This window comes from [Clostridium] aminophilum (assembly GCF_900101295.1).
Classification (GTDB): Bacteria; Bacillota; Clostridia; order Lachnospirales; family Lachnospiraceae; genus Clostridium_R; species Clostridium_R aminophilum_A.
In genome coordinates this window covers 19,333-40,648 of record NZ_FOIL01000006.1, presented here as the reverse complement: position 1 = coordinate 40,648, position 21,316 = coordinate 19,333, and the positions used below count along the sequence as shown (strand labels likewise).

At 52.2% G+C, this 21,316-nt stretch carries 16 protein-coding genes and 1 riboswitch; of the genes, 11 read left to right on the top strand and 5 right to left on the bottom strand.

Annotation, left to right across the window (positions count from 1 at the left end):
- Nucleotides 1-138: 138 nt before the first annotated feature.
- Nucleotides 139-1,245, bottom strand: coding sequence for an N-acetylmuramoyl-L-alanine amidase family protein (locus BMW41_RS03000; protein ID WP_074648746.1), 1,107 nt, complete (start codon nucleotides 1,243-1,245; stop codon nucleotides 139-141).
- A gap of 279 nt (nucleotides 1,246-1,524) precedes the next feature.
- Nucleotides 1,525-2,634 carry an N-acetylmuramoyl-L-alanine amidase family protein gene (locus BMW41_RS02995; RefSeq protein WP_074648744.1) on the bottom strand — a complete coding sequence of 370 codons (1,110 nt, stop codon included), beginning with the start codon at nucleotides 2,632-2,634 and terminating at the stop codon, nucleotides 1,525-1,527.
- 643 nt (nucleotides 2,635-3,277) lie between these two features.
- Between BMW41_RS02995 and glf the strand changes: the two genes are divergently transcribed.
- The 6 genes from glf (at nucleotide 3,278) to BMW41_RS02965 (ending at nucleotide 10,415) form a co-directional block, all read left to right on the top strand.
- The gene (glf, locus tag BMW41_RS02990; protein WP_074648743.1) at nucleotides 3,278-4,435 is read left to right on the top strand and encodes a UDP-galactopyranose mutase; all 1,158 of its coding nucleotides are present in this window, start codon (nucleotides 3,278-3,280) and stop codon (nucleotides 4,433-4,435) included.
- Nucleotides 4,436-4,469: 34 nt separating this feature from the next.
- Nucleotides 4,470-5,378: a diacylglycerol/lipid kinase family protein gene (locus BMW41_RS02985; RefSeq protein ID WP_074648741.1), complete on the top strand. Its 909-nt coding sequence runs from the start codon at nucleotides 4,470-4,472 to the stop codon at nucleotides 5,376-5,378.
- A gap of 51 nt (nucleotides 5,379-5,429) precedes the next feature.
- Complete coding sequence (locus tag BMW41_RS02980; protein WP_074648740.1) at nucleotides 5,430-7,217, top strand: O-antigen ligase family protein; 1,788 nt, start codon at nucleotides 5,430-5,432, stop codon at nucleotides 7,215-7,217.
- Entirely contained in the window at nucleotides 7,214-8,224 is a 1,011-nt protein-coding gene (locus tag BMW41_RS02975; protein WP_074648738.1) for a GHMP family kinase ATP-binding protein, read from the top strand. The genes BMW41_RS02980 and BMW41_RS02975 overlap by 4 nt, the downstream gene beginning before the upstream one ends.
- Nucleotides 8,225-8,348: 124 nt before the next feature.
- On the top strand, nucleotides 8,349-8,957 hold the full coding sequence (locus BMW41_RS02970; protein ID WP_074648736.1) for a hypothetical protein: 609 nt from the start codon (nucleotides 8,349-8,351) through the stop codon (nucleotides 8,955-8,957).
- A gap of 24 nt (nucleotides 8,958-8,981) precedes the next feature.
- Nucleotides 8,982-10,415 (top strand): FUSC family protein, encoded by a 1,434-nt coding sequence (locus BMW41_RS02965; protein WP_074648735.1) that lies wholly within the window; start codon nucleotides 8,982-8,984, stop codon nucleotides 10,413-10,415.
- A gap of 64 nt (nucleotides 10,416-10,479) precedes the next feature.
- Here BMW41_RS02965 and BMW41_RS02960 read toward each other — a convergent pair whose 3' ends face one another.
- Both BMW41_RS02960 and BMW41_RS02955 read right to left on the bottom strand, forming a co-directional pair.
- Entirely contained in the window at nucleotides 10,480-11,349 is an 870-nt protein-coding gene (locus BMW41_RS02960; protein WP_074648733.1) for a phosphoribosylaminoimidazolesuccinocarboxamide synthase, read from the bottom strand.
- A gap of 280 nt (nucleotides 11,350-11,629) precedes the next feature.
- Nucleotides 11,630-13,321, bottom strand: a complete 1,692-nt coding sequence (locus tag BMW41_RS02955) for an MATE family efflux transporter (protein WP_074648731.1) — start codon at nucleotides 13,319-13,321, stop codon at nucleotides 11,630-11,632.
- A 381-nt stretch (nucleotides 13,322-13,702) separates the two neighbouring features.
- Nucleotides 13,703-13,804: riboswitch (glycine riboswitch) on the top strand.
- Between the two features lie 264 nt (nucleotides 13,805-14,068).
- Between BMW41_RS02955 and BMW41_RS02950 the strand changes: the two genes are divergently transcribed.
- A complete protein-coding gene (locus BMW41_RS02950) occupies nucleotides 14,069-15,478 on the top strand; it encodes an alanine/glycine:cation symporter family protein (protein ID WP_074648730.1) in 1,410 nt (469 codons plus the stop codon).
- Between the two features lie 217 nt (nucleotides 15,479-15,695).
- Here BMW41_RS02950 and BMW41_RS02945 read toward each other — a convergent pair whose 3' ends face one another.
- Nucleotides 15,696-17,066, bottom strand: coding sequence for a sodium-dependent transporter (locus BMW41_RS02945; protein ID WP_074648728.1), 1,371 nt, complete (start codon nucleotides 17,064-17,066; stop codon nucleotides 15,696-15,698).
- Between the two features lie 706 nt (nucleotides 17,067-17,772).
- Here BMW41_RS02945 and BMW41_RS02940 point away from each other — a divergent pair.
- From BMW41_RS02940 to BMW41_RS02925, 4 genes are read left to right on the top strand one after another with little or no spacing between them, the layout of a single operon-like run.
- Nucleotides 17,773-18,084 (top strand): hypothetical protein, encoded by a 312-nt coding sequence (locus tag BMW41_RS02940; RefSeq protein ID WP_074648726.1) that lies wholly within the window; start codon nucleotides 17,773-17,775, stop codon nucleotides 18,082-18,084.
- Between the two features lie 42 nt (nucleotides 18,085-18,126).
- Complete coding sequence (locus BMW41_RS02935; RefSeq protein WP_074648725.1) at nucleotides 18,127-20,145, top strand: V-type ATP synthase subunit I; 2,019 nt, start codon at nucleotides 18,127-18,129, stop codon at nucleotides 20,143-20,145.
- 53 nt (nucleotides 20,146-20,198) lie between these two features.
- Nucleotides 20,199-20,675, top strand: a complete 477-nt coding sequence (locus BMW41_RS02930; RefSeq protein WP_031474974.1) for a V-type ATP synthase subunit K — start codon at nucleotides 20,199-20,201, stop codon at nucleotides 20,673-20,675.
- Nucleotides 20,676-20,695: 20 nt separating this feature from the next.
- Nucleotides 20,696-21,289 (top strand): V-type ATP synthase subunit E, encoded by a 594-nt coding sequence (locus BMW41_RS02925; protein WP_074648723.1) that lies wholly within the window; start codon nucleotides 20,696-20,698, stop codon nucleotides 21,287-21,289.
- Nucleotides 21,290-21,316: the final 27 nt, after the last annotated feature.

Here is a 21,316-nt window from a genome sequence, read left to right as displayed (position 1 = left end):
CGAAAGCCCCCGGCCGATGATGGGCCGGAGGCTTTCGATTCATGAGGGAGTGCGTCCGGATTCGCTGTTTCGGCGGCACCGGACAATGAAGAAAAAACACAAGGGGTGAGAAAACATGAAGGGTTCGGACAGAGTGCATTATCGTGCAGCGCCGCTGACCGGATCAAAGTAATACTGCGTCCCGTCGATGGTGACATAGCCGGTCACCATGGAACCCTGCGGGCCGCCAGTATTCGGGTTGAAATAGTAGGTGCTGCTGCCGATGGTGACGAGGCCGGTCATCATGGAACCCTGCGGGCCGCCGGAGTTCGGATTCATGTAATAGTAGTGACCGTCACCGTCCTGGATCCATCCGGTCAGCATATATCCGTCGGAGCCGAGATAGTACCATCTTCCGTCCGTGTCCTGAAACCAGGAGGAGCAGAGACGGCTTCCGTTCTGGAGATAGTACCAGCCGTTGGAATCCGACTGCCAGCCGGAAGTGGTGGATGCGGGACTGGCGGTGGAAAGGGTCGTTGAGGCGTGCGTTTTGTTATAAGACGCGGTATCGCTGCTGACATAGAGCTCGTCGGATTCATCACTCCAGCTGCTGTTGTCGCTGGTATCGCTGGCGACGGCCTTGACCTTGAAGGTGTAATAGCCGGCTGTGGTCATATAGCTGGAAAAATCATAGTAGGTCGATGTGGTGGAGATGGTGGTGACAGTGCTGCTTCCCCGGTAGAGTTTTACGGAATAAGAGGATGCGTAATCGCTCTCCGACCAGGACGCGACGCCGGAACTGGACCATTCCGGTTCTTCCGGTGCATCCAGATCGCCGTCAATCTGCTTCAGCTTGATGGTGATCTTTGCCTTGCTGGAGCTGGAACGGCTGATGGAAACACTGCTGACGGAAACGTTCTTGTTCGAGATTTTCACTTTGACGCCGGACGGGAAATAGTAGTCATCCTCGTCATTGATTTCGACAACTGCCTTGATGACCGGGTTATCGCCGTATTCCCATTCGTCATCACTGTTGTAATACTCGACATCGGTAATGCTGTAGGCATCTTCGGCTGAGGTAACTTCGCCGTCCAGATCGTCATCGACCTCATCGCCCATTGCAGGGATGTTCTCGAGGTTCAGGTTGATTTTGACGGTGGAAACCTTCTCGCCGGATGTTGAGGCGAGTGACGGAAATGCGGATACGGCAAGGGTTCCGGCAGTCATCAGGGTAAGTGCGGTTGCCTTGAATTTATTCATTTTCATAGGGGCCTCCTTGTTTGTTTCGACAGTTTGTTTTAGGGGTGTGATTTATGAGATGTCTGAAGTCTATCGAAAAAATGTGAAGGAAGCGTGGGTGAAGTGTGGAAAAAATGTGAAAAACAGGAGAACCGCCATGGGAGCACCTGCGATGAACGCATCTGCAATGAGCGTTTTTAACGGCATAGGATGCCGGGAAGATGTTTGGATGACATAAAAATCCCCACAGGACCGGGAGGACCTGCGGGGAGAAGACTGTCTGTGAAACAGCGCCGGATCGTTGGGTTACTGCTGAAGCGCACCATCTTCATTGAAAGTGCATTCTTTTCCGTCGATGGTGACGGTGGTATTGACGAGCATGGCACCCTTCGGGCCGCCCTCGTTCGGATTCAGATAGTAGGTACGGTCATGGTAGGTCAGCCAGCCGGTCCGCATTGCTCCCAGCGGAATGCTCGCATCCGGCTGATCCTTCGTATTCAGATAATACTGATTGCCGTCGCTGTCCTTAAACAGTCCGGTCTTCATGTAGGTGTCGGCGCCGAGATAATACCAGTTGCCGTCGGTATCCTGGAACCAGGTGTTGTGGAGTTTCTGACCGCCCTGGTCGATGTACCAGTAGTCGCCGTCACGAACCCAGACCGGCAGGGAAATGTCGCCCTGGCGGATGTCTTCTTCCGTCGGAATGTTCTCCTGCGTGATCGTCTTGTAATCGCTCTTCTCGGTGAACCGGCTATTGTCCTTGGCTGCGCCGCCGGCGTTGGAGCGGATGCGGAAGCTGTACTTGCCCGGTGTGGTCATATAGGAAGCCAGATTCAGGTGCGTTGCCGTGGTGTCGATATCCGCGATCTGGGTGGAATTGCGGTAGAGGCGGAGCGTGTAGGACTGCACATTGTCCACTTTCTCCCAGTTTGCGGTGTAACGCTCATCCCAGCGGAGATCGGAAGTTGCCTCGGCCTTTCCGCTGACCGGTCTCAGATAGACTGTCACGGTGGCGGAGGTGGAACTGTTGGAGATCTCGCTTCGGTCGACCTTCACATCGCCCTTTTCCAGCTTCAGCTTTGCTTTGCTCTTGAATTTATAGTCATCCTGATCGTCCTTCGGGATCTTGACCTTGATCTTCAGAACCGGCTTGTCATTGTATTCCCACTCTTCCTTTTTGGTGGTGTACTCCGCTTCCGAGATTTCATAAGTGCCGTCATCGACAGAGACGGAGTCTTCCATATCCTTATCGACGGGATCGCCCGGCTCCGGATTGGAAAAATTAAGGCTTACGGAAACAACCTTGACCACTTCTCTGTCGTCCTTGGATGCTGCGAGCGCCGATGTGCCGGATGAAAACAGCATGGCGGCGATCAGAACCGGAAGCGCGGTCAGGCGGATGCTGCGAATTGTCATAACAAATTCCTCCCTGTGTGATTTCAGGCCGGTCCCGGATGCGGAAGGCAGACGGAAAGCACGGCTTCTATCCTTGTGTCATTCTATTATAAAAAAGTTTCGGGAGGAATAAAACAGTTTCCGTAAAACGGACAGAATTTTGTAATGAAAATTGGGGAGGGGTGGGCACCGTGAGGTGCCCACCGTGTTATGAAAAAAATTGTGGTGTGATAACGATTGGCTGTTCGTTATCATGGCCTAATCTTATGCGGAAAATGTTTCCGAATTATGTTCGAAATGTGAAAAAAATGTGTTTTTTTCCGCATGGCAAAAAGAGAGACCTTCGCGTGAAAAGATGGGATTCCGGGATAAATCTTGCAAAATTCGAAAGATGAACACAGAAAACCTTCGCTGTGGTATACTTTTTAAGATAGACTGCCGGGAGCATATAGGAAAATTCATCCGGATTGTTGATCTGGTGATGGGAATTTCATCCGTGGAATGTTGCGGGAGCGGCTTTTGACCGTGGCCGATCGACGATAGCTCCGGGCGGAGTCCGGGGAGACAGAAGGATTCCGGTCCGGACGCATCATAAACACAAATTAAAGATAATAGAGATAAATAAAGGATAATAAAGATAAATTACAGAAAGAGGAGAAAAGCCATGAAATACGATTATCTGATTGTAGGCGCAGGGCTTTACGGTGCTGTCTTTGCGCAGGAGGCAAAGAAGGCGGGAAAACGGGTACTGGTGATTGACCGCCGCCCGAACATCGCAGGAAATGTATATACGGAGGATGTCGAGGGCATTCATGTTCATAAATACGGCGCGCACATTTTCCATACCAACAATCGCGAGGTGTGGGAATATGTGACAAAGTTTGCGGAGTTCAACCGCTTTACCAATTCGCCGGTGGCCAACTACCGCGGGGAACTGTATTCGCTTCCGTTCAATATGTATACCTTCAACAAGATGTGGGGTGTTGTGACACCGGAAGAGGCGCAGAATAGAATCGAGGAACAGAAGCGCGAGTACATCGCGGTGAAGCAGACAGAGCGCGGATTCTCCGTGGACAGCGAGTTTGTGCCGGAAAATCTCGAGGAGCAGGCCATCTCTCTGATCGGAACGGATATCTATGAGAAGCTGATCAAGGGATATACCGAGAAACAGTGGGGACGTCCGTGCACGGAACTTCCGGCCTTCATTATCAAGAGACTTCCGGTGCGCCTGACGTTTGACAACAATTATTTCAATGCGCTCTATCAGGGAATTCCGGTCGGCGGATACACCAAAATGGTGGCGAACATGCTGGAGGGTGTGGAAGTCCGCCTTGGCGAGGATTATCTGAAGAACAAGGAAGAATTTGACGCGATGGCAGACCGCGTGGTCTACACCGGTGCCATCGACGCGTATTTTGATTATGCGCTCGGCGCACTGGAGTACCGTTCCGTCCGGTTTGAGACGGAGCTTCTGGATATTCCGAATTTCCAGGGCAATGCTGCTGTCAATTATACGGACCGCGAGACACCGTGGACCCGCATCATTGAGCACAAGTGGTTTGAGTTCGGAAAAGACGATCAGGGAAAAGATCTCCCGAAGACGGTGATCAGCCGGGAGTTCAGCTCGGAGTGGAAGCCGGGAGATGAGCCGTATTATCCGGTCAATGACGCGAAGAACGGTGCACTCTACGAGGAGTACAGGAAAATGGCGTCGGGCGAGCAGAAGGTCATCTTCGGCGGAAGACTCGGCGAGTACAAATATTACGATATGGACGCGGTGATCGCGGCCGCGCTGGCAAAATGCCGCGAGGAGCTGGCGTGACCGGAAAGAAAGCGGAAAGAAAAAGGTGACGGATATGAAAAAAGTTCTTTTGCTCCTCAATGCAGGCTCCGGGACGGGGCAGGCGAAGAACCGGATGTTTGAGATCCTGAAAGAACTGACACTTGCCGGATTTGAGGTGACGACATATCCGATCGTTCCGGACAGGGGAATGACGTCGGAGAAGATCATTCAGCAGTGCGCGGGGCGCTTTGACATCATCATGTGCGTCGGCGGCGACGGAACCCTGAACCATGTGGTGAACAGTGTGGTTCAGGCGGGAATCCGTGAGCCCATTGCGTATCTTCCGACGGGAAGCACGAATGATTTTGCGCGAAGCCTCGGAATTCCGGCTGAGCCCGAGGAATACTGCAGGGCACTGTCGGCGGGAACGACATTTGCCTATGATATCGGCCGGTTCAACGACCGGTATTTCAACTATGTCGCCGCGTTCGGGGCGTTCACGCAGGTGAGTTACGAGACCAATCAGGCATCCAAGAATGTCCTGGGTTATGCGGCGTATCTTCTGCAGAGTATTGTCACGTTTCCGGAGTCTATCGCCATGCGGTGCCATCTGGTGATTGAACATGACGGCGAGCGCGAGGAGGGGAAATACCTTTACGGCGCCATCAGCAATACGACGTCCATCGCAGGGATAACGTCCCCGTTAATCCGCAAGTCGGAGATGGACGACGGGGTCTTCGAGGTGACGCTGATTCAGGCCCCGGATTCTCTGGGGGATGTCCGTGAGATTCTGACAGCGCTTGCCTCCGGGAAAATGGACGGGGATTATGTCAAAGTGTTCCGCACGGACCGCCTTCACATCAGGGTTGTGGGCGACGCGGCCTGGACGCTGGACGGAGAGTACGGCGGCGCGCCGGAAGAAATCGACGTTTCGGTCTGCCCGAAACGGATCCGGATGATCGTGCCGGAAGAGACGGAATGATATGGATTCCGGCCGGCAGAACAGAATGAGCGAAACAAAGAGGATAAAGAAATGCTGAATGAAACAAAAAAGGAGAGGCGGATGGAGCCGCTGGCGGCTGTGACGGCCGTGTTTGCGGTTTTTCTGACAACTGTCTTTCTGCTCTGGTGTAATCACTATTATACGGATATTATGTCCTTCCGGTACCTTTTGTATTGGGGATCCGCCGCAATCTTCAGCGCGGTGTCGCTGATCCTGATGGCGGTGCAAAGAAAGAGGGAAGCCGGGACTGCTTCCGGTAAGAAGCCGCTTGGAACGGCGATTGCCGGATGGTTCCGGGGACTTGCACTTCCGTGGAAACTTCTTCTGGTGTATTACATTGTCATCGTGCTCTCAACGGTGACATCGGATTACCTCTACGAGTCTTTCTGGGGAAATGAAGGCCGCTTTACGGGGCTTTTCCTGCTTTCCCTGTATGCGCTCACGACGGTTCTGATCGCGAAAAACTGGAAGAGCGGTCCGTGGATTCTGGACGTCTTCTGTCTGGGAAGTCTTCCGGTCATGATCTGGGGGCTGACCGACTTTTTCAACATGGATATTTTCCGCTTCAAGGCGCAGTATATCGCGGATTCCGCGATCCGTCAGTTCACATCATCCATCGGAAATGTCAATAATTACACTGCTTACGTCGGCATTGTGCTGGCGGTTTCGGCCGGACTTTTCTGCGTGACGGAAAAACTGTGGAAAAGGCTTTTTTACTTTGTGGTTCTGACTCTTGCGTTTGCCGCTCTCTTTACCGGACAGAGCGACAATGCCTGGATTTCCATCGGTGTGATCTTTGCGGTTCTGCCGTTTATGGCCTTCCGCACGAAAAAGGGTGTGTTCAGCTATCTCATGGTGATTCTCGCCTTTCTCGGCGCGGTGCTGTGGGTGCGGTACATCAGCGAAACCGTTCCGGTCAGGAACCATGGACGAATCGACGGTCTGATCGTTCATCTGATCAAGATCGGAGGACTGAAGAAAATGTTCTGGCTTGAGGCCGTGATCTGTGCCGTCACCGGCTTTTTCGCATACCGGGCGAAGACGCCGGAAATGCCGAAATGGATGGTTCGCCTCTGGGGCGGCTTTATTGCGGTCTGCGCGGCCGGATTCTGCTTTGTCCTGTATGACGCCAATTTCGCGGGACATGCGGAGCGGTATGCAAAGCTTGCCCAGTATCTGGTTTTCAGCGATTCCTGGGGAACGAACCGGGGTATCGTCTGGAGGATCAGCATGCATGTATTTCATCAGCTGCCGTTTCTGAAAAAGCTGATCGGTTACGGCCCGGAGACATTTGGCATCGTGACGTATGCCTATCGCGAAGAGACCATCGAATATACCAGACAGTACTACGATGCGGCGCACAATGAGTACATTCAGCTTCTTCTGACGATCGGCATTGTCGGAACCGTTTCGTATATCGCGTTTATGCTGAGTTCCATTGCTGAAATGCTGAAGTCAGCGGGAAGAAGACCGTATATCTTTGCGATTGCCGCAGGCTGCATCGCTTACCTTTCGCAGGCAAGCGTCAATATCAACCTTCCGATCGTTGCCCCGATTCTGTGGCTTCTGATTGCCTTAGGACTCGGTTTCCGCCGGATGGACACGGAAGAACAGAAGAGTACGGCCGCATCTGACATGGCTGCGGCGCAGACGGAACCGGAAGAACAGAAAACCGAGCCGGCAGCGGAAAAAGGCCCGGAAGAGACAGAACAGAAAACCGAGCCGGCAGCGGAAAAAGGTCCGGAAGAGACAGAACAGAAACCGGAGCCGGCAGCGGAAAAAGGTCCGGAACCGGATAAGGAGGAGACAAACGAATGATCATTACCAAGACGCCGTTTCGAATGTCGTTTTTCGGCGGCGGTACCGATATACCGGAGTTTTTCCGGGAACACGGCGGCGCGGTGCTGTCGACGACATTTGACAAATACTGCTATGTGAACGTGCGGCACCTTCCGCGTTTCTTCGACTACACGACGGAGCTGTCCTACTCCAGGATTGAGCGCGTAAAGGCGGTGGATGAGATCGAGCATCCGGCCGTTCGGAATGCCATGAAGATGCTGGATATGCATGAGATCCGTCTGACTTATGAGGCGGACCTTCCGGCGAGAAGCGGACTCGGGACCAGCAGCTCCTTTGCGGTCGGCATGCTGAACGCATTTTACGCTTTGAAGGGGAAATATGCGGACAAGAAGAAACTGTCGGATGACGCCATTTATCTGGAACGGGAACTCTGCCGGGAAGCCGGCGGATGGCAGGATCAGATTGCGGCAAGCTTCGGCGGTCTGAACCGCATCAACTTTGTCGGGGACCGGTATGAAGTGAAGCCGGTCATCATTTCTCCGGAGAGAAAGCGGCAGCTCAACGAGAATCTGATGCTGTTCTTTACCGGATTTACGCGCCTTTCCTCGGAAGTGCAGAAGACGAATCATATCACCAGCGGCGACAAGACGGCGCAGCTTCTGGAAATGTACCGTCTGGTGGATGAGGCGGAGCATGTGCTGGAGGACCGCCATGCGGATCTCGACGAGTTCGGACGCCTTCTGGATGTTACCTGGAGACTGAAGCGGCAGACAGGCAGCAAGGTTTCGACGGATTCGATCGACGGAATCTATCAGAAGGGGCTGGAAGCCGGCGCGCTTGGCGGAAAACTTCTGGGTGCGGGCGGCGGCGGCTTTGTGCTGTTCTACGTCACTCCGGAACACCGTGAGGCCGTGATGGCAGCGATGAAGGATCTCCTTTATGTGCCGTTTTCCTTTGAGGACGGCGGAACCCGCGTGATCTACTATGCGCCGGAGACCTATGACCTCTCACTCGGAAGAGACTGACGAAGATTTTCCGGCGGATTAGCCGAATCGTAAGTTTCCGTTAAAGTTTCCTTCACCATTGTATGTTAGGATGTGAAAGAGAAACGGTACACTGCGGTTTCCGCATCGTCAGAGGAGGAGAATCATGGCAGGAATGGATTTTTTTGATAAAATGAGAAGGCACAGACCCGTTCTGAGAAATATGATGCTGGCATCGGCGTTCGTCGTGCTTGCGGCGGCCGGAACTGCCTGCGGAAGCAAGGCGGATACCGCGTCAGCGGCAGAGACTACCGCGGCGGAGGCAAAAGAGAGCACGGAGCTTGTTCCGGCGGAAACCACGACGCAGGATGCGCAGGAGACAGCGGCGAGCTCGGTGGCGGAGCAGGTGCCGGAAGGTGGCGGAAAACTGACGGAGATTCTGAGCGATATCCGGGAGAACTATGCCGAGGGAGCGGCGGGAATCTCGCTGAGAGCGGCGTCACGCGCGGCATCTCTGATGGAATGGTATGTGAAGACGAAGCCGTCGGGCGACAGCATCATGCGCGAGACGGAGAAATTTACCAACGCGACCGCGGACAAGAAATCATTTGCCATCGCGGTGCAGCGTATTTATGACAGCGCGAAAGAGACGGCAGGAGAAGGCGGAAAGAGTCTTCTGGCCGATGCTGGTTATACCGGAGAGATCACCTGGACGAAGGATGATGTGGATCATCTCTTCAATGCGATCTTTGAGGGGACCGGCCAGCAGAAATAACAATGGAAGTGGAATCTGAGAAACATGAGTTCAGAGAACAAGACAGATACGGGATCGTCGGACAAGCCAAGATCGGCGCTTACACTGGATTACAGAAAGCATGCCAGAGCGGCGGTCTATGACGGACTGAATGATTATGAGGATGTTCTGGCGGAGCGCATAAGCGGAGATGCGAAGGGGGCATTGTCCGAAGGAATCGCTTTTGAAAAAATGTCCTATGCCGAGGCGGAGGAGCTGTCGGAGCAGTCCAATGAGCCGGGGTTCGGCGAAGAAGAATACACAGATTCAGAGGAAAACGCCGGCCGTTCGGTCAGGTTTCCGGAATCGGATTTGGTTTCGCAAATTTCGTCGGAGGGAGTACCGGAAGAGTTCTCTTCTGAACCGGATCGGGATGAGATGCCGGAAGAAATGTCCGATGAGAGACCGGATGACGGGATTTCGGTATGGGAGTGCATCCGGTGTGGATCCAAAATGCTGGGAGCAAAGGATTTCAAAGGGTTTTTATGTCCCTTCTGCAACGGCCTGATGGAGGTGGAACCGAAGAACCGCGTGGAAAAATGGGCGTCATATATTGTTCCGTTCCGGAAAACAAGAGAGGACGCGGTGGAAGCGTTTCGGAGAATGGAGCGTCAGGGACTGATCCGGACGTCCAAATCACCGACGCGTATGGAACGCAATATTTACGGAATGTACATTCCGTTCTATCTGTGCAGCGGCGACGTCAGCGGAAGAGTGGAGTATCACCGGAACTATAAGGGAACGCATGAAATGCCGGTGAAACTGAACCGGTTCGGCGGTGTGACGCTGAAGGGCGTTCCGCAGGATGCGCTGAACGAACTTCCGGATACGATGATTGACACCATCGGCCCGTTTGACAGCCGCTGTAAAGAGCGGTTCCGTACAGAGCACCTGTATGAGCATCCGGCATCGGTTGCAACGGAGACGATCCGAGAGATGAGCGGACGGATCCGCACGAAGATGGAGAGCGCAGCCAGATCCGCGTTTGTTCTGGATCAGGAAGAACCGGAAGGAATGACGGCGCGCAGTTCGCGGCTCCGCACAACCAATATGGATTTTGAGAGAGCGTATCTTCCTGTGTTCTTTACGGTTGCCCCGCAGGGAAAACGGAAAGTGTGGTTTGTGATGAATGGCCAGACCGGAAGAGCCGCAGTGCTGGAACCCATGAGCGGGAGACGAATGGAACGCTACTGCCGCTGGGTTCTGTGGTCAACCTACGCGGTATCGGCGCTCCTGATGATTATGTTTCTGATTCTCGAGTTTCTGTCGATCCGGGCAAATTATGTCTGGGCGGCGGCGCTTCTGACCGTGATGATCGGCATCAGCGCAAACCTCAGCATGCGAGAGGAAATGATCCGGAAACAGAGAGAGTGGAAGGAAGGCGTTGCGATCGATGCGCTGTGGTATGCGCATCGAGTGGATTTTCGGGATGATTTCTGAACGGGGCAGGTCAGCCGCGTAAAAAAAGTCCGCCGGATTCGGAGTCCGGCGGTCTTTTTCCTTCTTACAGATCTTTTCCGGTCAGAAGCTTATATGCCTCTTTGTACTTTGCGATGGTCTTGTCGATGATCTCCTGCGGAAGATCGTAGTTGCTGTCCGGATTTGCCTTCAGCCAGTCGCGGACGAACTGTTTGTCGAAGGACGGCTGGGAATGGCCTGCCTCGTAGCCTTCCAGCGGCCAGAAGCGGCTGCTGTCCGGGGTGAGCATCTCGTCGCCGAGGACGACATTTCCGTTCTCGTCCAGACCGAACTCAAACTTGGTATCAGCGATGATGATTCCCTTGGAAAGGGCGTAATCGGCGCATTTTTTATAAAGAGCGATGGTGCAGTCGCGGATCTTTGCGGCGTATTCCTCACCGTGACCCGGGTATGCTTTCTCCAGCACGGAGATGGACTGCTCATAGCTGATGTTTTCGTCGTGATCACCGATCTCGGCCTTAGTGGACGGGGTGTAGATCGGCTCCGGAAGCTTGTCACATTCTTTCAGCCCTTCCGGAAGGCGGATACCGCAGACAGTTCCGTCTTTTTTGTAGCTCTCCCAGCCGCTGCCGGTGATGTATCCGCGAACGATGCACTCGATCGGGATCATGTTCAGTTTCTGGCAGAGCATGCTGTTTCCGTCAAACTGCGGCTGCTGGAAAAATTCCGGCATATCTTTTGTGTCAACACTCTTCATGTGGTTCGGAAGGATGTCTTTTGTGAGATCGAACCAGAAGCGGGACATCTGGGTCAGTACTTTGCCCTTTCCGACAACCTTGTTCTTCAGAATGACATCGAATGCAGAGATACGGTCGGTTGCAACCATAACGAGCGCGTCATCAATATCATAGATCTCTCTTACTTTGCCTTCCTTGAACGGTTTGAATTCCTTCATACATTTCTCCTTAGATAGCAGCCTTTGACTGAGCAGTTATTCGCAGATAACAGTTTCAGTATAAGTCTTTTTTTTCTGAATGCAAGTGATGGCCGACAGTTTCTGTGACAGAACGCACATCCTTTATTTTGAATTATTTCCGGATTATTTCCTTGATTGAGATCAAATTGTGCCGCGATTGTGGGCAGCTTCAGCGCACGATAACCTCTGGATGTCCAGGCAAAGTCACAGGAAGACATTTGCCAAAATCAGTATCGTCTTTGCAGATCATACCGTGTGTTTAAGCGAATTCCAGAATGGTATAGTTCATATTCAGCACATATTGATATTTCACATCTTTCGCCAAACGCTGCATGAGTACATAATTATTGGTGCTCAGCCCCTTTTCACGATCTTCTTCCATTTGGTATGCGATACATTTTCCATTGTCCATGATGGCAAAGGTCGCATCCCCGCTTTCTTTGAACCGGATGATGATCTGGGCGGCAATATTTTTTTTGTTGACATATTCCACATAAGCAACCATTTCTTCCATACACAATGCAATCCGGTACGCGATTTTTTTATGGATTCTCTGTTCATCGGCAAATTCTCGGATCGCACGGGACGCCTCCACAGCCTCGTGAGGTTTCACACTCATATAAAGGACAGTGTCCCTGCAGGTTTCTGCTTCACGCTTTTCCCGTTCGGATAAACAGCGATAACGAAGCATATAAGGAATGAGCAGCAAAACGGCGGTTATGCTATATGACAGATATACCCATGGTGCGCTGCATACTTTTATGATGAGAAGACCAACGAGGGGCTGAAAAATGTTACTTATTACGGTTATTTTTGTGGTATACTCAACATCCTTTCTGGTTACAAGAAAAAGAAGGAAAAAGTTGGCAAACGCATATGGCAGCAGATACAATGAAAAAATACGAAAAGAAGCGATACCGCCCGGAGGAATATCTTTGATTCCGTGAAGTGTAAACAGGAAACCCGGAAAAAGTTCATTTGCCAACGTGATCGCACCGATTATTCCGGCAATGAACTGGGCGGTCTGACGCATTAGGATCTTCAATCCATCCCGGTCACCGGCACCGCTCAGAAGTCCTGCGATCGGCCGCAGTGCGTCAAGGATTCCCATAGTCAGGCCATTTAAAACGGAAAAACTGAATGTGCAGATGGCATCGATCGTCCCGGCATTTTTTCCGAAAACCAAAATCAAAATCTGCATAAACAGGTAATCCTGAAATGCATTCAAAAGTGAAGATACGGCATTGGGTACGCCCAGTTTCAGGATACTGATATATTCTGCAAAACCATAGCTGCATCGCCGGCAGCAAATCATATCGGTATATCGCAGCAGACAAATCAGAGTTGCACCGGCCCTGATGAAGTTGGCACAGGCTGTTCCCAGACTTGCGCCTGCTATTCCCGTGTGCAGTAAGCCGACAAACAAAAGATTAAGAAGAAGATTGACGAATCCCTCCAGGACAGTAAGTCTGGTCAGTATTTTTGGTTTGCCGGAAATCTGCAGCATATTGGAACCGATTGTTGAAATCATGCTTAACGGAGTCGAAAGCATGGCTCCGAATGCATACTGCCATGACAGAGCATAAATGGAGTCCGGAAGCCGGTATGCTTTCAGAAGAATCCAGAAAAGCGGTATCTGGAAAATGGCCGCAAAAACAGAACAGCAGATGATCAGCCAGAAGGATGCGGTCTTGACCTGGTGAATCTGTGTGACTTCATTACTGCCGATCGATGTTGACAGACTTATTCCGATCCCATAGGAAACCATTACCGAAAAGGCCCCGACGATTAAGATCAGGGGGGCAAAAACCGTGACAGCCGCAAGCGCATCATTTCCTAAAAAATTGCCGACCACCAGTCCGTTTACCGTCACCATAAGTAACGCAGATATATTGGATAAAACCATGGATGGCAGATATTCAATGAACTTAAAAAGGGAAAGATCTCCCAATCGCTTAAATTTAGTGAGTTGATTTTCGTTTGTATGATACATATCCTGTTTTAATAAAACTGCCTGACAAAAAATGTGTTGTTCGATCACTGTAATTCATCGACAGGAAACCAAGATTTGTTAACACTCAAGAATGCTCTCTGTTTATTATACCAGATTTCGCAGGCGGAAGTTTGAAAGTAAACTTTCAAACCTTCCCTGACGTCAGATACGGTGAGTGCCGACAGAGACATGAAATTATATTTGACATGAACCGGATGTTATGGTATGTTGATGTCAATTTAATACAAGCGACGTAGAAGTTTTTAGAAAAGTGAGGCTCCGGCCTCCGCCGAAGGAGTAAAACTCTCAGGTGTCTCTCAGGAGACGAGGACTAAAAACGGAGTGGGCTCTGGAGAATCTCCGAAAAGGAGTGCCGAAGGTGCAAGGAAACATGCTTTTATGCATGCCGAATCTCTCAGGCAAAAGGACAGAGTATTAGGATAAGTTCTGCTGGATCCGTTCAGCAGGGCTGTTTTTCAGGGCCGGATTTTCGCGATTTGTGCGGAAATGCCGGTTTTTTTGTGCAGAGCACTTAGCGAGGTATTTCCGAGCTTAGTGCGAGCCACGCAGCGACCCTTAACGAGGCGAAGCCGAGTTTAGTGGAGCTACGTTTCCGCGTTTACAGCACTTAGTAAAACAGTCCCGAACTTTCCCGCTTATTTCTGCGTCCCACCTGCAATCAATTTTATTCAGAGGGGGACAAACATGGACAAACTGAATGACATCGTAGTACTGGTCAATGATTTCGTCTGGAACAACATTCTTCTGTATGTTCTGGTCGGCACCGGCATTTTTTTCACGATCCGCACCGGCTTTGTGCAGATCCGGAGATTCCCGAAGGCGTGGAACCGCGTATTCGGCGGCTTCAGCCTGAACGGTGAGAAAGCCGGAAAGGACGGCATGAGCTCGTTCCAGGCGCTTTCCACCGCGATCGCGGCACAGGTCGGCACCGGCAATATCGCCGGCTGTGCGACAGCACTGGTATCCGGCGGTCCGGGTGCAATCTTCTGGATGTGGATCGCGGCTTTCTTCGGTATGGCGACCATCTACGGTGAGGCGATTCTAGCACAGAAGACCCGTGTCAGAGACGATGAGGGCAACATCACCGGCGGCCCGGTATACTATATCCGGGAGGCATTTCCGGGCGGCTTCGGAAAGTTTCTCGGCGGATTCTTCTCTGTAGCCATCATCTGTGCGCTTGGTTTCATGGGCAACATGGTTCAGTCCAATTCCATCAGCGACGCATTCAACACAGCTTTTGGCGCACCGAAGTTTGCGGTCGGTATCGTGATCGCAGTGATCGCAGCTTTCATTTTCCTGGGCGGCATCGGCCGTATCGCTTCCTTTACCGAAAAGGTTGTTCCGATGATGGCAGCGATGTATCTGATCGGAAGCGTGATCGTTCTTGCCATCAACTTCCGTAATCTTCCGGGTGCGGTTGCATCCATTTTCATCGGCGCTTTCAGTCCGAAGGCCGTCGGCGGTGCGGTTGCCGGCATGACTATTCGTATGGCGATGCGTTTCGGTGTGGCGAGGGGTCTTTTCTCCAACGAAGCCGGTATGGGTTCCACTCCGCACGCTCACGCAATGGCAAAGGTAAAGCACCCGCAGGAGCAGGGTGAGACCGCGATGGTCGGCGTGTTCCTGGATACCTTCATCGTTCTTACCGTTACCGCGCTGGTCATTCTTTCTTCCGGTGTTCTGGACGGCATGATCTCGAACGGCGTCAGCGGCACCCCGGTAGCACAGGCGGCGTTTGGCACGGCCTTTGGCGGATTCGGTTCTGTCTTCGTGGCGCTGTGCCTTCTGTTCTTTGCGTTTTCCACCATCATCGGCTGGTATTTCTTTGCGGCGGCCAATGTGACACAGCTTTTCGGAAGCCGTGCGGTAAAGCCGTTCTCCGTGATCGTGGTTGCCTGCATTTTCCTCGGATCCCTGTTGAAGGTCGATCTGGTATGGAACCTGTCGGATCTCTTTAACGGTCTGATGGTTCTGCCGAACCTTGTAGCGCTGATCGCACTGAATGCGGTGGTGGCAAGAGCGGCAAGAGGAAAGCGGATCGAGAGAAATCTCAAGGAAGACGTACCGGTTGTTCAGAGACCGGTGGCGGAGTGACAGAATAAAGAATTATAATCAATAGACATAAAAAGGCATCCGCCGCGGAATGTGAATTCCGCGGCGGATGCCTTTTCTGCACGGCTAACTCTCCAAAGTCTGTGCCTGCACGAGGCCTTGGAGACTGCCGCTAAACGTTCGAAACTCGCAAAACGTGTTTCGTCTCATTGTGTCAGTCTCAATATGCTGTTTCACTACGGCAGCTAGCTGTCTGTCCTTACGCAAACTTCTGGACAATGCCGAATACGAAGATCGCAAGCACAATGACCGGAAGCACGTAAGCGACAAACGGATACATTGCCGCCGGAAAGCGAAGTCCTTTTCCGGTATTGGCCTCTGCAAGGAAGTTCTTCCAGCCCCAGCCGATGTTGCGGGTGCAGAAGAAGAGGTAGAGGAGCGCTCCGAGCGGCATGATGCAGTTGCTGACCAGAAAATCTTCCAGATCGAGCACCGCGCTGCCCTCGCCGAAAGGCTGGAACCAGGCGAGGATGCTTCCGCCGATGGCTGCCGGAATGCTGAGCACAATGAGAAGAACAAAATTGATCGCAACGGCCTTTTTGCGGGTCAGACCGAAGAGGTCAATACCGAATGCCATGATGTTCTCAAATACGCCGATGATGGTGGAGAGCGCTGCGAAGCTCATAAACACGAAGAACAGCGCGCCCCAGATCTGTCCGCCCGGCATATCCTTGAAGATGTTCGGGAGGGTGATGAAGATGAGGCCCGGTCCTGCGCCGGCGTCGACGCCGTAGGAGAAGCACGCCGGGAAAATGATGAAGCCTGCGGTCAGGGCAACAAAGGTATCCAGAAGGACAACATTGACCGACTCGCCTGTCAGGGAATGCTCTTTTCCGATGTAGCTTCCGAAGATGGCCATTCCGCCCATGCCGACGGAGAGTGTGAAGAACGCCTGGCCCATGGCCGCGTAGATGGCATTGACAATTCCGGCTTCCTTCATTCTGTTAAAATCCGGGATGAGGTAGAATTTAATGCCTTCTCCGCCGCCGTCAAGCGTTACGGAGCGGATCGCAAGGACGAGCATGACGGCGAGAAGCGCGCTCATCATGACTTTCGTGATCTTTTCGACGCCGTTCTGAAGGCCGAGGGCGCACACCGCGCAGCCGATGGTGACAATGACGATCATCCAGAACACACACTGGACCGGATCGACGGTCAGGTCGGCAAAGATCTGCGCGATCTCCGCGCTGCTTTTTCCGGTGAATTCTCCGCGCAGCATTTTATAAAGGTAGGCAATGACCCAGCCGGAGATCGTGGAATAGAACATGATCAGGAGGTAATTTCCGGCCATCGCGAAATAGCTGAAAATGTGCCATTTCGTTCCCGCAGGTTCCAGAACATGGAACGATTTCGCGACACTCTTTCCGGATCCGCGTCCGACGGCGAATTCCATTACCATGATCGGACCGCTTAAAAGCAGCAGGAAGAGGATGTAGATCAGAACGAAGGCTGCGCCGCCGTACTGGCCCGTGATGTACGGAAAACGCCAGACGTTGCCGAGCCCGATGGCACATCCTGCCGACAGGAAGATGAAGCCCAGTCGGGATGCAAGTTTTTCTCTTTCTCTCATAGAATTGTATTCTCCCAAGAAATTATTTGTCCGGTCGGGACTTTCCCATTGGCGAACGGAATTGCATCTGCCGCCGGATCGTTCCCGCACGGGATGCGGTCAGCCCGTCATGAAGCGGCAGATATGAAGCGTGAAAAAACAGTTCAGCACTTTTTATAAACATAACTTTAAAGGATAAAAGTCATAACCGTACTTTCTATAATATACAACCCAAGGTGATGTTTCGTCAATTTGATTTTGGGTAAGATCCGGCCTTTTCCGAAAATCCGGATTCACCGGAATGATGAAAGAGGGGGCAGACCGGATAGGAGGAAATGGATCCGATGAGAAAAAGAATGAATATTCTGCATGAAACTGCCGATATAAATCTATATTGAGTTTTCTGTCAGCGGACATCATAAAATGAATTATTGGATATGGTTACGAAATACAACCGTACGTGTCTGCGAATTTTGTCTATAATGGGCGAAAGACAAGAAAATAGGGGATATCCAATATGATTATGTTTAATTGTCAGATGTAAAAGTTTGAAAATACATACTATCAAAATATAATGTTTAAATCTGATAAATAAACGAGAATTTCATGTACAAAAATACGAAATTGTATTATATTGGATACAAAGCAGCAAGAAGAGACAGTTTCCCGGTCTCTTCGGGTATGACATGGTTATGGTAAGAAAACAGCAAGGAGGCGATGCGGTTTTATGGTGGAAGATACCATGAAGGCAGTCAGAGAAGCCGAGACGGAAGCGGAACGCATCCTGAAAGAGGCGGAGGACAAATGTCACAGTCTCATGCAGGACGCGGACGCGAAAGCGGCGGGCATCAAAGAAGATGCCAGGAGAAATGCCGCCGGGACTGCTGCGGAGATCGCGAAGGCAGCTGCTTCGGAAGCGGAACGGATGCTGAGTGACGCGGAAAAAGAAGCCGCGCAGGAAGCGGAAGATCTGGTAAAGGCAGCGGAAGCAAAAAAGAGTGAGGCTGTCGAGGCGGTCCTCCGTATTCTGACGGAGTAAGTTCGAAGCAGTTGAAGTTCAAGAACAAAGGAGGATACGTATATGGCGGTTTTGCAGATACGTAAAATCGTGATCTGCGCGCTGAATCAAGATCGGAAGGCGATCCTCAGGAAACTTCAGTCCAGCGGTCTGATGCAGCTGGCGGATGTTCCGGAGGATGACGGGTTTGAGGTTATCTCCGCCGCGGACGAGAAATCGAAAAGCGAGCGGGAGACAGCGGCCTGCGAGCAGGCGCTGGCAGTCCTCGATCAGTATGCACCGGTAAAAAAGTCGATGTTTGCAAGCCTGGAAGGGAAGCGGAAGGTATCGCCGGCTGAGTGGGAGAACGCCGAAAAGAATCGGGAAAAGGTTCTGAGCGCCGCGTCGGAGATCACCGGTCTCGCAAAAGAGATTGCCGCAGCAAATGCGGAAGCCGCAAAACTCCGGAATCAGGCAGAAACACTGAAGCCGTGGAAGAACCTCGGCGTTCCGATGAACCTTTCGGGCACGGAGCGGACCGCGTATTTTGCGGGAACCATGCCCCCCGGTACCGATGTCGGAACGATTTTCCGGATCATTTCCGAGAAGTGTGACGGTCTTGATGCCGTCGATCCGAGTATCATCACGGAAGATCAGGATCAGACCTGTGTGACGATCATCTGCATGAAGTCGGATGCCGGCCGTGTGGAAGATGCGCTGCGGAGCGCGGGATTTTCGAAATTCTGGCAGAACACGGATGAGACGCCGGCCGGAAAGATCGAACATCTCCTGAATCAGGCGGATGATCTGGACGGGAAGGCAAAAGATCTTGAAACAAAGATAGCCGAAAAGGCGCAGATACGCGGAGAACTCGAGGTCGTCAGCGATCTTGGCCGCGTACGGGCAGTAAATTACGACGCTCTGGGAAAGATCCCGCGGTCAAAATCCGCATTTGTGATTACCGGCTACGCGGCGGAAGAAAATGTTCCGCTTCTGGCCATGCTGGTGAAGCCGTTCGATTGTTCCTTTGAAGCGGATGAGGTTCCGCCGGACGATGAAAACGCTCCGACGATCCTCAGCAATAATGCGTTCTCCGCGACAACGGAGGGGGTGGTCGCATCCTACGGACTTCCGTCCCGAAAAGAAATGGACCCGACGACGATCATGTCGTTCTTCTATGTATTCTTCTTCGGAATGATGCTCTCGGATGCGGCGTACGGCGCGATTATCGCGATCGCTTGCTTTTTCCTGATCGGGAAATACAAAGACATGGATCCGGGAATGAAGAAGACCATGACCATGTTCGGCTACTGCGGTATCTCAACCCTCGTCTGGGGCGTGCTCTTCGGAGGATATTTCGGCGATGTGGTTGATGTGGTGGCAAAAGTATTTTTCGGAAAGACGGTTTCGATTCCGGCACTCTGGTTCGTACCGCTGAATGATCCGATGAGACTGTTGCTCTACAGCATGCTGTTCGGTCTGATCCATCTGTTTGTGGGTCTCGGAATCAAGGGATACAACGAGCTGAAGATGGGCGACAACATCGGATTCTTCTGTGATGTGGTGCTCTGGTACATTTTCCTGGGCGGCCTCATCCTGATGCTTCTTCCGAGCAGCCTCTTCGCATCCATCGCGGGAGGACAGATCACTCTTCCTGTAGCGCTCGCATCGGCGGCGCAGCCGATGGCGGTCATCGGTCTGGTGGGACTGATTCTGTTCTCACAGAGAGATCAGAAGAATCCGGTTCTCCGGCTTCTGCTCGGTCTCTATGAAGTATATGGCGTGACAAGCTGGCTGTCGGATGTTCTGTCCTATTCCAGACTTCTGGCGCTGGGACTGGCGACCGGCGTTATCGCATCGGTTATCAACCAGATGGGATCCATGGCAGGAAGCGGAGTTGTCGGAGCAGTGATTTTCGCGGTCGTCTTTGTTGCGGGACATCTGCTGAATATGGCAATCAATATTCTCGGCGCATATGTTCACACCAACCGCCTGCAGTATGTCGAGTTTTTCGGCAAATTCTATGACGGAAGCGGAAAGCCCTTTGATCCATTCCACGCGGAGACCAAATATGTGACGGTGCCGGTGGATGACACAAAATAAATCTCAAAAACGTTAAAGTCACTCAGAACACAGAGTTCAGGAGGAAAAATTATATGGAAAACTTAGGAGTATTTTTTGCATTACTTGGCGCAGCAATTGCAGTATTTCTGGCAGGTGCGGGTTCCGCTCTCGGTGTAGCGGTCGCAGGTCAGGCGGCAGCAGGAGTTGTAACCGAAGATCCGGGTAAATTCGCGAAGGTTCTGATCCTTCAGCTTCTTCCGGGTACTCAGGGTATCTACGGTCTTCTGGTTGGATTCATCACACTGTCCAAGATCGGCCTTCTCGGCGGAACACCGGCAGCGATGGATCTCCAGACCGGACTTCTGATCCTTGCAGCCTGCCTGCCGATCGGAATTGTAGGTCTCATCTCCGGAAGATCTCAGGGACAGACCGCAGCAGCAAGTATCGGAATCGTAGCAAAGAAGCCGGATCAGTTCGGTAAGGCAATGCTGTTCCCGGCCATGGTTGAGACCTATGCCATCCTGGCACTCCTGATTTCCATCCTTTCGGTATCTGCGATCAACGTTTGATAGAGGAAGGAGAGCATCATATGGCAGGAATAGAGAAGATTAGGGAACGTATCCTGCTGGAGGCGAAAGAGGAAGCGGAGCAGAAGATCGCTGCAGCGGAAAAGGGCGCAGCGGAGACCGTGTCACTGGCAGAGGAAGAGGCGAAAAAGGAGATTGCGGACGCAAAAGCCCACGCGGAGACAAAGGCGGAGGGCGAGCGCCAGAGAGCGATTTCCGGTGCGGACATGAAGCGCAGAACCGCGCGTCTGACCGCCCGCCAGAATGCCATCACGGAAGTTCTGGAAGCGGCAAAGAAGGAGCTGGCTGACATGGCTCCGGACCGCTACTATCCGTTCCTTCTGAAACTTTTGGCAAAGAATGCTTCCGGAAGGGAAGGAAAGTTCCTTCTTTCCGCGAAGGATTACGAGAATATGCCGGCAGACTTCCCGGCGCAGGTTTCCGAACTGGCCGGGAAGGCAGGCGGAAAGCTCACGGTGGAGCAATCGGACAAGGCGGTCGGAGGCGGCTTCGTCCTCGACTATGACGGCATGGAGGAGAACTGTACGCTGCGGACCATTTTTGAGACCCGCCGCGATGAGCTCTCGGACTGTGTGCGCAGAATTCTTTTCCAATAAAAGCAGGATTTTATATCTGACAACCGG

Coding starts and splice junctions, on each gene's coding strand:
- BMW41_RS03000 (WP_074648746.1), bottom strand. CDS start 1,245: ATGAAAATGAATAAATTCAAGGCAACCGCACTTACCCTGATGACTGCC.
- BMW41_RS02995 (WP_074648744.1), bottom strand. CDS start 2,634: ATGACAATTCGCAGCATCCGCCTGACCGCGCTTCCGGTTCTGATCGCC.
- glf (WP_074648743.1), top strand. CDS start 3,278: ATGAAATACGATTATCTGATTGTAGGCGCAGGGCTTTACGGTGCTGTC.
- BMW41_RS02985 (WP_074648741.1), top strand. CDS start 4,470: ATGAAAAAAGTTCTTTTGCTCCTCAATGCAGGCTCCGGGACGGGGCAG.
- BMW41_RS02980 (WP_074648740.1), top strand. CDS start 5,430: ATGCTGAATGAAACAAAAAAGGAGAGGCGGATGGAGCCGCTGGCGGCT.
- BMW41_RS02975 (WP_074648738.1), top strand. CDS start 7,214: ATGATCATTACCAAGACGCCGTTTCGAATGTCGTTTTTCGGCGGCGGT.
- BMW41_RS02970 (WP_074648736.1), top strand. CDS start 8,349: ATGGCAGGAATGGATTTTTTTGATAAAATGAGAAGGCACAGACCCGTT.
- BMW41_RS02965 (WP_074648735.1), top strand. CDS start 8,982: ATGAGTTCAGAGAACAAGACAGATACGGGATCGTCGGACAAGCCAAGA.
- BMW41_RS02960 (WP_074648733.1), bottom strand. CDS start 11,349: ATGAAGGAATTCAAACCGTTCAAGGAAGGCAAAGTAAGAGAGATCTAT.
- BMW41_RS02950 (WP_074648730.1), top strand. CDS start 14,069: ATGGACAAACTGAATGACATCGTAGTACTGGTCAATGATTTCGTCTGG.
- BMW41_RS02945 (WP_074648728.1), bottom strand. CDS start 17,066: ATGAGAGAAAGAGAAAAACTTGCATCCCGACTGGGCTTCATCTTCCTG.
- BMW41_RS02940 (WP_074648726.1), top strand. CDS start 17,773: ATGGTGGAAGATACCATGAAGGCAGTCAGAGAAGCCGAGACGGAAGCG.
- BMW41_RS02935 (WP_074648725.1), top strand. CDS start 18,127: ATGGCGGTTTTGCAGATACGTAAAATCGTGATCTGCGCGCTGAATCAA.
- BMW41_RS02930 (WP_031474974.1), top strand. CDS start 20,199: ATGGAAAACTTAGGAGTATTTTTTGCATTACTTGGCGCAGCAATTGCA.
- BMW41_RS02925 (WP_074648723.1), top strand. CDS start 20,696: ATGGCAGGAATAGAGAAGATTAGGGAACGTATCCTGCTGGAGGCGAAA.